The organism is Rhizobium sp. BK098 (assembly GCF_014193155.1).
Taxonomy (GTDB): Bacteria; Pseudomonadota; Alphaproteobacteria; order Rhizobiales; family Rhizobiaceae; genus Rhizobium.
In genome coordinates this window covers 59703-72803 of sequence record NZ_JACHYY010000007.1, presented here as the reverse complement: position 1 = coordinate 72803, position 13101 = coordinate 59703, and the positions used below count along the sequence as shown (strand labels likewise).

Sequence of the window (13101 nt, the reverse complement as noted above, 5' to 3'; positions counted from 1 at the left end):
GGGACGCGGAAAAAGCGGGACCAATAAGGGGAAAGCGCTGACGCGTCGGAAGGAAAGCAAGCAGCCGCGCGTTGATTGGCGGTAACCAGGACGGCTGCTCACTTGGTTTTACGACCGAAGATTGCGCTCCTTCGGGAAAGACCGTCGAATCCCTATACATATAAATCCCCCCGAGATGCCGCTAGGAGCAATCACCCGTGCCGGAGCGGCGGGGCCTGCGATATCCGACCACGGCCAGCTGCATGAGCGGCACCGCTTTCGGGGGCACGAAAAGCAGTTGCAGCCGGATGACATCCTCAAATATTCCACTTGCTGATTTGCGCCGGCGGCGGGCGAGAAATTTCAGGAGGCTTCGCTGAAGCCGGCCGAACAGCAGGTCTTCATGACCATGCGTCGCAACGTTACTGCCGACTTGCCTCAAGGTGCCTCCGAGCTTTCCCATTCCGAATTCCTTGAACCAGCAATGAGGGAAAAACAGCTAATCGAATGGCAGTTATTGCCGTCGCAATCTCGCCTCGCCATACGGATCGCGTCGCTAAAGTATTAATTGCGACAGAAGGGAAATTATTCTTGCATACCTATGTAAAAATTTTCAATCTTCGGAATTATATTTGACTTTTTAAGGATATATGGGAATCTCTTGCGAGTAAATTTCCGCCTAAATCGTCCCCGCGCATTGTCGCAGAAGGCGATGCTGAACGGCGCAAGCCGCGAGATTCACGAGAGCCGATGGAATTTCGGAGAGGCAGCCAGTGGAATGGTCTTGGCAATTCCGAGAGAGATTTGATGGTCCCAGATGAGCCGCATCGAGAATAATAAGGAATTTACCGACTTCATTACACTGGTGGATGCTCGTTCGTCCGGCGTCATCATAGGCCAACCGGTTTCCTTGCCCTATTCCGTTGTGCGGTGGGTTCGATCGCAGCTGCTGCTATTGCTGATCGTCGTCGTCCCCGGCGTGTTCGGGGCGATCTATTATGGTTTCATCTGCGCCGATCAATATGCCTCGGAAACGCAATTTGTCGTGCGCAGCCCCAATAGAAACGCTGCCGGCCTGCTCAGCGGATTCCTTCAGAGCACCGGGTTCGTTCGCGCGCAGGACGATAGCTACATCGTCACCGAGTTCATCAAGTCGCGCGCAGCCGTCGACGCGCTGGCGAGCAGGAACGATCTGAAAGCGATTCTTTCCCGCCCGGAAGGCGACTTCCTCAGCCGCTATCCGCTACCCTGGGCTGAAGCCAATAATGAGGAGCTGTATCAGCATTATCTTCGTTTCATCAATGTGCACACCGACAGCGGCAGCGGCGTGACCACGCTGGATGTGCGTGCATTTCGCGCCGACGATGCTTATCGCCTGGCCAATGCCCTGGTGCAGCATGCAGAAGAGCTCATCAACAGGCTCAACGATCGCGCCCGTGAGGATGCCATTCGCTATGCTCAGATCGAGGTAAATGACAGCCAAACGAGACTGTCCAAGATGCAGACAAGTCTGACCGATTTTCGCAATCGCGAGGCGCTCGTCGACCCGAACAAGCAATCAGCGGCCGCTCTGGATATGATCGCCAGGCTCTCGGACGGTCTCGCCGACAACAAGGCACGGCTTTCAGCGCTTGAGGAGCAAGCGCCGCAAAGCCCGCAGGGTGAGGCGCTGAGGGCGCGGGTGGCGGCGATGGAACGGCAGATCAGCGATGAACGGACAAGGATCGTTGGCAGCGACGGATCAATGGCGCCGCGCATCGCACAATATGAACAATTGCTGCTGGAGCGGGAAATGGCTGCGAAGATGTTGACATCGGCGACCACCTCCCTGGAAAACGCCAGGATCGATGCGCAACGCCAGCAACTGTATCTCGAACGAATCGCCGACCCGAATTTGCCCGACCATGCATTGTACCCTAAACGGCTGACTTCGTTTCTGCTTCTGATTGCGGTTTGCTTTGCAACCTTCTGGATCGTGCGCTTTCTCGTGATCCAGGTCTACGAGCATGCGGCCCAGCAATGACCATTCTTCCTTCCAGTCTTGCGCGAATCGCGCCGTCAGAGGCGCCGGGATCGAAGGCAGAAATTCCCTGGCATGAAGATGGCATCGTCGGGGTATTCGATCTCGTCAAAGAGTATGAAGTAAATGGCCGGATGCGCCGCGTAGTTGACGGCGTGTCATTCAAGATCGGCCGAGGCGAGAAGATCGCCGTGCTTGGGCACAATGGCGCCGGCAAATCGACCCTGGTGCGCATGATTGCGGGGATAGAGGAGCCGACCTCGGGTAAGGTCGTGCGCAACATGTCGATGTCGTGGCCAATCGCCCTGAGCGGTGGCTTCGGTGGTTCGATGACCGGATTCGACTGCATGCGCTTCCTCTCACGCATCTATGATAAGCCGTTCAACGAAATTCGTGATCTGGTAGAGGATTTCAGCGAACTTGGCCGCTATCTGCGCATGCCTCTCAGAACCTATTCCTCGGGCATGCGGGCCCGGCTGGCGTTTGGAATGTCGCTTGCCATCGATTTTGATTGCTATCTCATCGATGAGGTGCTGGCCGTCGGGGACAAACGCTTCCAAACGCGTAGCTTCGAGGAGCTTTTCGTCAAGCGCAAGGATCGCTCGATGATCATTGTGGGACATAATCTCAACGTGATCGGTGATTTATGCACGTCGGCGCTCGTGTTGAAGAATGGCCGGGGTCGCGTGTTCAACGATATTGAGGCAGCGTTTCGTATCTACTCCACATTGTAGGCCGGATCGACGTCTTGGTTGTGTTGATCGGCAACAATAGTGCACGCGACCATTGCAAATTGACACAATAACGGACGGCAGCCGGCGACATTTCGCTACCTTTGCGCGCTCCGCCAAAGGAGAGGCGAGAGCTTCGCGTGTCGTCAGAGGCTTGCACATCTAAACCTCTAGATAAATTAGGATAATTGAAAATACCGTGGTGAAGCAATCGACCATCGGCCACGGCACCATCAAGTTCCATCGCCCGCTGCAACCTAAAGGACCGGGCCGAGTTAACTGTCTTACGATAAGTCTATTCGCAGAAACAACTGGCTACCTCTGCAACCCAAACCCGTAGGGCTCCGATTATATTGTCCGGTAGGGCTGTATTTTGTCCGATCTCGTCGCTTTGGGAATTCAACGTTCAGTCGAGCTGTGAACTGGTAGGATTCTGTATAACATTGTCACTATCTGTACTGTTGCGCTAAAATTCGTCGTGCTAATTTAAAGACAGGTAATGCAACTTACGCTAAATGATCCCGCAACTTCGTAGCCGCGGGAACGGGATGATGGAGTCGTCATAACGAACGCTGGAAAAAGTGTAGCCTAGATAGAAATCACGTGTTAGCAATTGCTAATATACAACTTGAGATTTTGAGTAGGAATAGCGGATGGCGATGTTGGAAAGAGTTGTCGAGCAATGCGTGGGTACTTTCGAGGTGTATTCCCGTGATGCAATCATTCGTAATCTCGACATGCTTGAGCCAAACTGGAAATGGTCTGTTCCCTCAGAAACTTCTGGCGACTATTCCTTCAAATTCAGCAAGCAACCCCTTCAGTCAGCATCGATCATAAGCGCCGAGCATTCGGCGGGCCTGGAAGGTATCGCCAAACAGGATTTGCCGCGCGTCAGCATCGTCTTCGTTCTCGCCGGAGAAATAGAGATCAATCATCGGCGAATGCAGAAATCCCTCCGGATTCCCGCCAACTATGTCGCGAGCATCAGTGATCGTGCCGGCAAGCGCATCGAAATCAAGCCGCGCAGCTCCTGGCTGCTGTTTCAGATCCCGGAAGCGGTTATTCGGCAGCACTTTGAAGAGTTGACCGGCAAGCCCTACGTGCAGGAATTTGCGCTGGCACCGGTAAGCTTCCGCCAAGGTGGTGCACAGGGGCTCTATCAGACATTGCGCCAGGCCGAAAAGGATCTGACGACTGCGCGACAGACGGAGCGAATGATGCTCGCCAAGGCCTACGGCGAGCTCCTGCTGGTAAAGCTGTTTGCCAAGCTGCCGCACAATCTGTCCGATGCCTTCAATCGCGGCACCTTGGATAACGCGCCGCGACAGCTCCTGAGGGCAGAGGCGTTCATGCGCGACAATCTGCATAATGCCATCATGCTGGAGGATCTCGCGCACGCCGCGAGCTGCAGCCCGCGAGCGCTGCAACGCATGTTCAAGACCTATCGCGGCGATACGCCGATGGGAATCCTTTGCAATTACCGGCTGGCCGCGGCACATGGCGCCATCAAGGGTGGTCAGGCCGAAAGCATCACCGATCTTGCCATGAGCCTGCAATTCTCCAATCCCGGGCGATTCTCCGTGCTCTACAAACACGCCTACGGCTCCAGCCCATCGTCGATCCTTCGTTTTTCCCGGGAGCGCAGCGACAATGCTGGAACGGCCTAGCCTGCTTGGCACGATGTTGCCTCGTCAAAACTGCCTCCATGCCAATCAGGATCATCGATGCCGTTGAAGTTCGGATTATTGTGCGTTCTTGCCTGCGTTCTTACGGGCTGTGGATTACCGGAGGCCGGCCCCAAGGCCTCCCGCATATTGGAGGAGGCAGCTGCGCGCGCCATGCCGCCATTCGCGGTGGTCGATGTGGCTTCGACGGCGATGGTCAAGAGCGTTGCGCGACCTGAAGCCAGCTTTGCCGCCTATTTCGGCCAGGGCGCACGTGATCCTGGCTTAAGGATCGCGGTGGGGGACGTTGTCTCGGTCAGCCTCTGGGAAGCACCACCCGGAAGTTTGTTCGGGATGGCCTCGAGCGCTTCGGGTCAGCAACAGGCGACCGGCAGTTCGGTGACGATCCCGCCGCAAACCATCAACAGCGATGGCACGATCAGTATTCCCTATGTGGGCCGGATCACGGCTGCCGGCCGCACGCCAGCTTCGGTGGAAAAGGCGGTGGTTTCCGGCCTAACGGGCAAGGCGGTGCAGCCACAGGCATTGGTGACCGTCCAGCAAAGCTCATCGAACACCGTCACGGTTACGGGCGAGGTGGCCGGCGGTGCACGCGTCGCGCTTTCGCCCGCCGGCAGCCGGGTGCTCGATGCTATTGCCGCGGCGGGAGGATTGCGCGCCGGCGTCAACGACAGCGTCGTCTACCTGACGCGCGGCGGACGAACCATGCATCTGCCTTTTACCGCGATTGTTCAAAATCCGCGCGAAAACGTGAGATTGCGGCCCGAAGACGTCGTTACGGTGGTGCGCGAGCCGGTTACCTACACGATTCTTGGCGCATCAGGTCAGAGTGGCGAAGTCCCCTTCAGCGTTCAGCATTTGACCATGGCAAACGCCGTTGCACGTGCAGGAGGCCTGCAGGATAGCCGCGCTGATGCTTCTGGCGTCTTCCTTTTCCGCTACGAGCCGATTGAGGTTGCCCGCCGCATCGTTGTGCCGAGCAATCCGTTGCTGCGCCGTGGTGGACCTGTCCCGATCGTCTACCGGTTCAACCTGAAGAACGGCTCGACGCTGCTTGCGATGCAGAACTTCGAGGTTCAGCCGCGAGATATAATTTATATCTCCAATGCCTCGTCGGTCGATATTCAGAAGTTCATGGGCCTCTTCCAGGGGGTTACCGGGACGGCTCTGTCGGCGGCATCGGTCGGCATCTCCGCATCGGCAGCAAACTGAAGACGACGGAGCAAGTGCCTGGAACGGCCGGAGGCGGACGATCTCGCTGCGATCGAGGGAGTTTCCCGATGCTGCCTGGCTTGCGGAATGCGTTACGGGCATGCTGGAACGAGAGAGGTACGATGAGTTCTTCGGCACTGCTACATCTTCATGAATTGATGGCGTTCGATCGGCATCAGGCCGAAACGGCCATCTTGCAGCGCGTGAACAGCGCCTACCTTGGAAGCCACACCGCTTTGGTGCGTGTACTCGGTCGCTACAAGCTCTACGTGGACACCCGAGATAGAGGTTTCGGATCCCATGTTCTTCTGGACGGCTTTTGGGAAATCTGGCTGACGCTGTTCTGCGCGCGCAACGTCAAGCGCGGCATGACCGCGATCGATGTCGGTGCGAATTTTGGCTATTACTCCCTTCTGCTTGCCGAACTCGTCGGCACAAGGGGCGAATTGATCGCCGTCGAGCCCAATCCCCATGCCGCCGATTTCCTGCGTCGCAGCGTCGAGCTCAACGGGCTGCTCGGACGGACGAGGATCGAAACATCGGCGCTCGGTGCAACGATATCGGGAGACGCCTCTTTATATGTTCCCCATAGCGAACCGAAGAATGCGCAGATCGTTTCGGAAATGTTTCAACCTCGCCCACAGGACGGCGTTGTCATCAAGGTCCCCGTGACAACCCTCGATGGGATGAGCGCCGCTTGCTCGCGCGTCGATTTCATCAAGATCGACGCGGAGGGAGCGGAGGAGGTGATACTCGAAGGAATGGCCGAGACCATTGCCCGCCATAAGCCAATGCTCGTGGTCGAATTCAATCCTGCCCGCTATGCCGACGCATCCGGTTTTCTCGAACGGCTTGCCGGCATCTACGGATCGATGCGGCGTCTCGATTTCAGCGGCGAGGCAGTTCCCATCACCAGCGAAGACCTGCTTTCGAAATACGGGGCCGACGATTCGCTGCTCGTTCTTTCGCGCGACAAGCCGGCTTGATCGAGAGTGGTGAGAGTTCCCAAATGCTGAGGGAGAGATAGGAATGAGCCAGACGATCCTTTACGACGGTCTCAATCTTTCTCTCAAGAAGGGCACCGGGGTTGCGACCTATACCCGTGGCCTGATGGCGACGGCCCAGTCCCTCGGCTATCGGACGGGCGTGGTCCATGGAATTCCCGGAAACGTTCCGACGGATCCAGTTTTGCGGGAAGTGCTCCTCTTCGATGACGCCGGTGCTCAAGTCCCCGGAACGATTTCGGTCGCAAAGCGCTGGCTGCGGCGCCGCATCGCCGCCCCGTTCGGCATCACTCCGGTTCCGATCCCTTTGAGCGGCACCGTCATTGTGAAATCGCTTCAATCGCAACTTGGTGCGGCCGACACCATTTATGCCGCCAACGATTTGTTCCAGCTCGCGCGCTATCATTTCAAGCGTTACGGCAACAATCTGACCATGAAGTTCGAGACGCAGCCCGATCTTCTTCATTGCACCTATCCGATGCCGATCGCGGCAAAACGGGCGTTGAATGTCTACACGATCCACGATTTGGTTCCCTTGCGGCTGCCTTATCTGACTGAAGACAACAAGCGCTATCACTACAAGATGCTGCGCTCTCTGGTCCGGCGAGCGGATCACATCGTGACGGTATCGGAAACGTCGCGGGCCGATATCATCAAGGTTCTCGGCGTCGACGAGGCGCGGGTCAGCAATACCTACCAGGCCGTTCAGGTGCCGGAGCGGCTTCGCGAGAAGCCGGACGACGTTGTGGCGGACGAGGTCGCCGGCATCTTCCATCTCGATTGGAAGGGCTATTTCCTTTTCTTCGGCGCTTTCGAGCCGAAAAAGAACATCTCTCGGCTGATCGAAGCCTATCTTGCCGCAAAGACGGACAAGCCGCTCATCATTGTCGGTGCCCCCGGCTGGAAGGGTGCCGAGACGCAGCAGCTGATCGATGACGACCGCTTCCGCTTCTATCTTCGCGCGGAGGACCGCATCCTGCCTCAACGACAGATCCAGCGTTTCGACTTCGTGTCCTATCCCTTGCTGATCAGCCTGATCAGGGGAGCGCGCGCAGTGCTATTTCCGTCGCTCTACGAAGGCTTCGGCCTGCCCGTGCTGGAATCCATGCAGCTTGGGACACCTGTTCTGAGCTCTACGGAGGGGTCGATTCCCGAGATAGCCGGGAATGCGGCGCTGCTGGTCGACCCCTATGATACGGAGGAGATGCGCAAGGCGATCGTCAGCTTGGACCAGGACGACGGCTTGTGCGCCTCATTTGCCAAATCCGGGCCCAGGCAGGCAGCGCGTTTTTCGCCGGATCGATATCAACAGAAGGTTGGCTCGCTTTATGACAGCCTCTTCAACGGATAATCAAACGAGGAGTGCGTCGTGACCATCCTCTTTGCATTCGGAATGCCGGGGGTCATGTCTTCCTGGGGCGTTGCAGCGGTTCACGCCCTGGCCCGCGAAGCCTTCGGCGATTATGCGGTCATTGCCACCGATACCGTGGAGGATCTCAAGCAGCATGTCCTCGCGCGATCGGGCGCGCATGCCGTTCTCGTCTCGCAGTTTCCCGAAGCACGGCTATCGGAACTGATCCTCAGGGTCAACGTGCCGTTTCTGTTATTTCTCGAAGATCCCCTCGACGCTGTTTCCTACCTCGCTCGTGCGACCGGGCAGCGAGATATCGGTTTGGTGAGGGCTGTTTCGGCAAGCCTTGCCTGCCTCGAGCCGCTTGCGGGCGCTTCCGGGGCGTTGGTCTTGCGTCGCGGCGATGTCGATCAAAAGGGCAGCATAGATCTATTGCTGAAGACCATAGACAGGCATTTCAGCACCGATCTTAAACTGGAGCAGATAGCCAACGCGCTGCTGCATGTCGGCATGGCGCCTGCCGGACAACCACCGCATAAAGCACCGAAACTGGAGGAAGCCGCCGCGGCTGTCATTGCGGGCTATCTGACACCGCAGGAGGCGGTTCCGGAGGTCAGCGAGGGACTGCGCGAGACGGCAAGGAAGGTTCTCCGTCCCCTTGAATTCGACCGCCGTAAAGCCCCGAGCACCGTCTTCTGGCCGCAAGAGGCGTTCCTATCAGGCGATAGTTTGGGGCAGGCTCTGGACGATCTTGTCGATCTCACCGGTGGAGCCCGCTGCCTCATCTATGGCCCCTATCTTCACCTGCCGACGGGGCGCTGGAATGCGAAATTCATCTTCGATGTCGACGAAGACTGCCAGGGGCAGATCTTCACCCTAGAGGTACATGCTGCCGAATTGCTCGGCCGCCTGCGCGTGTGCCCGCAAGGCACCGGCTCATTCGAAGCGGCAGTGCCGATCGATGTTGTCGATCCGCGTGCCCCGATCGAAATCCGATTGATGATGGATAGCGGCGCCATCGAGGGGCGTCTTTCCGCTTGGAGCGTCGAGTGGCTGCGAGCGGCCTGACAATCGGCTCATGTCGTGGAGAGCTGCATGCGAGCAGGGCTGCTGCGCCGCCCGCGGGCCAATGGATTCATTTTTTCACCCGTTATTTTGTTGCTCAGCGTTTCTGACGCCCGGAATTTTGTAAACCAATGTTTCGCGGCGGAAATTTCCGTATTGGTGCCGCAAAGTCCTTCTTTTCTGGGAAGTCATAGTTTGTATAAGGATTGAGAAAACGGAATGAAGCCTATGAACGCGAGCGCCGCACCGGATATTCTGATAGTCGATGACGATCATGAAATACGCTCGCTCCTGAGCCGATATCTCGAGGAACAGGGCTTTCGCGTATCGACGGCGAGCGATCTTCGCGGGTGCAACGACGCGCTCAACCGGCGGAACCCCGATCTTCTCGTTCTTGACGTTATGCTGCCGGATGGGTCGGGTCTCGATCTTTGCCGCGATCTGCGAAACCGGCGCCCCCGCGTGCCCGTCATTCTGCTGACCGCCTTGAAAGAGGACATCGATCGCATTCTTGGCCTGGAGATCGGTGCTGACGACTACCTCGGCAAGCCTTTCAATCCACGCGAATTGGCAGCGCGCATCCGCGCCGTCCTGCGTCGGACGAATGAGGATTCGTCCTCGGAGCCCGAACAGAGGCGCTATCGATTTGCGAACATGATGGTCGATCCGCAGCTTCGCAGGGTTAGTAGAGACAGCGGTGAGGCGATTTCGCTGACTGGCGCCGAATTCGATCTTCTCAAGGCGTTTCTGGAGCGTGCAGGCCGGCTCCTGTCGCGCGATCAATTGCTTGATCTCACGCAAGGGCGTGATCGCGACCCCGCCGACCGTTCCATCGATGTCCTGATGAGCCGACTGCGCCGCAAGCTCGGCGAGACAGCCGAAGATCCGATCTTCAGAACGATCCGCAACGGTGGTTATCAACTGGTTGTCCCGGTGATGGCCATTAAAGGCGATTCATGAGGTCGCTCGGTGCGCGGCTGGCGCTGCTTTTAATGACGGCAATTGTGCTGGTTGTCATTTCCTCGTCCTTCGTGGCAAGCCTTGTCATGCGCGGGCCACGTCCGGATATGACCGTCGAACGGATGGCGCGGCAGCTTTCCATTCTCGCCACCTTTGCCGAGAAGGACAGAACCACAGCGGCATCGGCGGGGTTGGTCGTTGCTCACAAGCCGGCTGAAGGCCAGCGCGATGAAGAGCTGTCGCGTTTTCTGATGGAGGCGCTGCTTCGAATAGCGGGCATGCGCGAAGCCATTATAGTGCGCCAATCGACAGGCGAGATGATTGCGTCCCTGAAGCTCTCCGACGGTAATTGGCTGATCATGCCGCTGCCGGAGCATGGACCCCCGCCGGGCGGATGGAAGATCCTGGTAGGCTGGCTCGGTCTCATCATAGTCGGCAGCGTGCTGGTTTCCATCTTTGCCGCCTCGAAAATCATGAAGCCGCTACGTTTGCTGGAGGAGGCCATTGCGGCGGTCAATCTCGACGGCACCCTGCCTCATATAGCGGAAAGCGGGCCAGGTGAAATTCGCGCGACGGCCCAGGCGCTCAACAGCCTGTCGGCCCGGGTGAAGGCGGCAACGGAAAGCCGCATGCGCCTTGTTGCTGCCGCCGGACACGATCTGCGGACGCCAATGACCCGCATGCGCCTGCGGGCGGAATTCATCCGGGACGACGAAGAGCGTCGCAAATGGCTTGCCGATCTCGCGGAGCTCGACAGGATCGCCGACAGCGCAATCGGGCTGGTCCGGGAAGAGATCTCCAGGGACAGCCTGGAGCAGGTCAGGCTTGACCAGATCGTCGACGATATCGTTACCGAGCTGAAGGCGATCGATATGAATGTCGCGAGCGGCGAACTGGAGCAGGCAACGATCTGCGCCGGCCCGCTCGCCATCACAAGAGCCCTGCGAAACTTGCTCATCAATGCCGCGACCCACGGCCAGTCGGCCATGGTGACGGTGACGCATCTTGGCGATAGAGCCGTTGTGCGCATTGTCGATACCGGCCCCGGCATTCCGGAGGACCGGCTGAACCAGGTGTTCGAACCCTTCTTCAGGATCGATATCGCAAGGCAAAGGTCTTTTCCGGGGGCCGGTCTCGGGATGGCTATTGCGCGCGAAATCATCAACCGGTTCGGAGGCGAGATCAAGGTACGCAACCGCCAGCCACGCGGCTTGGAGCAGGTCGTATCGTTCAAAAACGCCGAGGCCAAGGTCGTCAGCTAGCGCGCGGCTCGAGCCGATTCATTGTTGCAGCGCCATCTATTGCGAAGCCGCGAGCAGCTGGCGGTAAATTCGCGCTATCACAAGGTTTTACTTGGGTAAAACACCCGGGAACTTTACTTGAAGCAATATTGAAAATAAGATTGCAGAACTTATCAAATAATTCGCCGCGGTGGAAAAGCCAAGACATTAAATTTCGTAGAAATGCCTCATTTCAGCAATCTTCCGAAATGTTCTGGCCGACAACTGATGTAAAATTGCAGCCGATCAGCAGCTTGACTCGAGCAAGCTTTGGTCGCCCCGCATACCCGGCTTCGCCATTCCGCCCCCAACACGAATGGCGAAGCCGGATTCGCTCTCGGCCACGGTCATCAATTTTTCTCGAAAATATCAGTTTCTTGATAATGTCGCTGCGAAGTCCAGCAAGACGCGTTATGGACCCGCAGGTGCGGGAACATTGAGATGCCATAGTGTTCGGCATCCTGTTCTCAGGAAGCGGGCGATCCCAGCCTTATTGAGCGTGGAGGCACATTCCGGCCCGTTGATGGGGATCTATCGAAGCCATCGTTTCTTCCCTCGAAGAACGACCATAGTGCTCACATGCCATTGGTCCGGGAGCGCCGGGCGGGGCGTTCCCGGACCGTTCGGCCCATTGTCGGGCCGCTCCTTCCAGCCAGCTGAGGCGTCCGGGGGGATCTCAATTGGATGGAAGCGGAGAGGACATAGTCCGCCGTAGCAAGGCGAGGGGGGCTTTTCGCCCCATCTCCTCATCGATCAATGGAATGGATGCGGACCTGCGACGAGTGATCGTTCAGCATCTTCCAGCTTGGCGAGCTGATCGGCATTCAGCACGTTGCGCAGGGCAGCAGCCTTGTCCTTCAGAGCCTTGGCCTTGGTAGCGCGATCCAGCATGTGATCGGCTAGGCGCTCTCCGAAAAGCAGAACTTGGCCGTCGCCGCCACCGGCCGTCGGGGGAGCCGCAGCCCCATCCGCAGCCCGCTGCTCGGGCGGCTCATGCTTCGGAGGGGTGAGAAGATCGATCAGAGCACCGGTATAATCCCTCCATGCGTCGAGCTGGTTGCCGCGGACACCGATGAGCGTTTCGAGCGCTGATAACTTACCGGCAATCATCACGGCGGGATTCGGCCCATGCGGGAAACCGGGCGGCATTGGCATGCCGCCGCCGAAGCCGATCATTGGCCCTTCGGGATGACCGCCCCAGAAATCCCGGCCGTCCGGTGGCGGGCCAGCTGGATCCGGCTGAGCGATCTGGACGTCCACAGGCTTTTGCTGGTCGCATGCGATGTCCGGACCTGCGGCATAAGCCGAAGCGGCAGTAGCGCCAATTGCCGTTGCAACCAATGCAGCAGCGATAAGTCGTTTCCTCATGATCAATGCCTTCGCTATGAACAACTGCTGCGAAAGCTAGAGCGCTCGTATGAATGCAATACGTCGCTATATTTCTGAGTTTTTCCCGCGAAAGGAATGTTGCAAATGAATTTTGCTGATGGGTCAACAGCAATACTTTATTACAATTTCCTCTATTCTCGCCCTAATTTCACGTCCCGATGTCATGACGAACAGGCGCAGCCATTTGCAGCTTGCAGATGGGGAGGGCCTCCTTTTGATTAGAAGCTCTCCCCTGGTGTCTTATTCCTTGGCTCCGGAAGTTGCCGACGTCGCTTGATCTGCCTCTTTTAAGGCAGCCGCACATTCCTCGCAGCATACCTCGACCGATTTGCCGCCAAGGTTGACCTTGATCGTATCTGCGCCGAGTTCACAATCACAGGCAGCACATGTTGTTTTCTTCATATCGTGATCCTTTCCTGATTGAT

12 protein-coding genes are annotated in these 13101 nt (G+C 57.6%); 9 read left to right on the top strand and 3 right to left on the bottom strand.

Annotated elements, in window-relative coordinates; all coding sequences use genetic code 11:
• Positions 1-181: 181 nt before the first annotated feature.
• On the bottom strand, positions 182-442 hold the full coding sequence (locus tag FHT73_RS18745) for a hypothetical protein (RefSeq protein WP_183713800.1): 261 nt from the start codon (positions 440-442) through the stop codon (positions 182-184).
• 354 nt (positions 443-796) lie between these two features.
• Between FHT73_RS18745 and FHT73_RS18740 the strand changes: the two genes are divergently transcribed.
• The 9 genes from FHT73_RS18740 to FHT73_RS18700 all read left to right on the top strand — a co-directional run bounded on the left by FHT73_RS18740 (position 797) and on the right by FHT73_RS18700 (position 11269).
• Entirely contained in the window at positions 797-2002 is a 1206-nt protein-coding gene (locus FHT73_RS18740; RefSeq protein WP_183713797.1) for a capsule biosynthesis protein, read from the top strand.
• On the top strand, positions 1999-2733 hold the full coding sequence (locus FHT73_RS18735) for an ATP-binding cassette domain-containing protein (RefSeq protein ID WP_112337155.1): 735 nt from the start codon (positions 1999-2001) through the stop codon (positions 2731-2733). The genes FHT73_RS18740 and FHT73_RS18735 overlap by 4 nt, the downstream gene beginning before the upstream one ends.
• A 650-nt stretch (positions 2734-3383) precedes the next feature.
• Positions 3384-4397 (top strand): AraC family transcriptional regulator, encoded by a 1014-nt coding sequence (locus FHT73_RS18730; RefSeq protein ID WP_112603632.1) that lies wholly within the window; start codon positions 3384-3386, stop codon positions 4395-4397.
• Between the two features lie 57 nt (positions 4398-4454).
• Positions 4455-5627 carry a polysaccharide biosynthesis/export family protein gene (locus FHT73_RS18725; protein WP_183713794.1) on the top strand — a complete coding sequence of 391 codons (1173 nt, stop codon included), beginning with the start codon at positions 4455-4457 and terminating at the stop codon, positions 5625-5627.
• A 122-nt stretch (positions 5628-5749) separates the two neighbouring features.
• Positions 5750-6613 carry an FkbM family methyltransferase gene (locus FHT73_RS18720; protein ID WP_246712170.1) on the top strand — a complete coding sequence of 288 codons (864 nt, stop codon included), beginning with the start codon at positions 5750-5752 and terminating at the stop codon, positions 6611-6613.
• A 43-nt stretch (positions 6614-6656) separates the two neighbouring features.
• Positions 6657-7982 carry a glycosyltransferase family 1 protein gene (locus tag FHT73_RS18715; protein ID WP_183713789.1) on the top strand — a complete coding sequence of 442 codons (1326 nt, stop codon included), beginning with the start codon at positions 6657-6659 and terminating at the stop codon, positions 7980-7982.
• 18 nt (positions 7983-8000) lie between these two features.
• Complete coding sequence (locus FHT73_RS18710; RefSeq protein ID WP_112603626.1) at positions 8001-9050, top strand: hypothetical protein; 1050 nt, start codon at positions 8001-8003, stop codon at positions 9048-9050.
• Between the two features lie 225 nt (positions 9051-9275).
• Positions 9276-10007 (top strand): response regulator transcription factor, encoded by a 732-nt coding sequence (locus FHT73_RS18705; protein WP_183714182.1) that lies wholly within the window; start codon positions 9276-9278, stop codon positions 10005-10007.
• Positions 10004-11269 (top strand): ATP-binding protein, encoded by a 1266-nt coding sequence (locus tag FHT73_RS18700; protein ID WP_183713787.1) that lies wholly within the window; start codon positions 10004-10006, stop codon positions 11267-11269. Before FHT73_RS18705 ends, FHT73_RS18700 begins: the two co-directional genes overlap by 4 nt.
• 771 nt (positions 11270-12040) lie before the next feature.
• Here FHT73_RS18700 and FHT73_RS18695 read toward each other — a convergent pair.
• Entirely contained in the window at positions 12041-12655 is a 615-nt protein-coding gene (locus FHT73_RS18695; RefSeq protein ID WP_183713784.1) for a hypothetical protein, read from the bottom strand.
• A 261-nt stretch (positions 12656-12916) separates the two neighbouring features.
• A complete protein-coding gene (locus FHT73_RS18690; RefSeq protein ID WP_183713781.1) occupies positions 12917-13078 on the bottom strand; it encodes a hypothetical protein in 162 nt (53 codons plus the stop codon).
• Between the last annotated feature and the right edge of the window lie 23 nt (positions 13079-13101).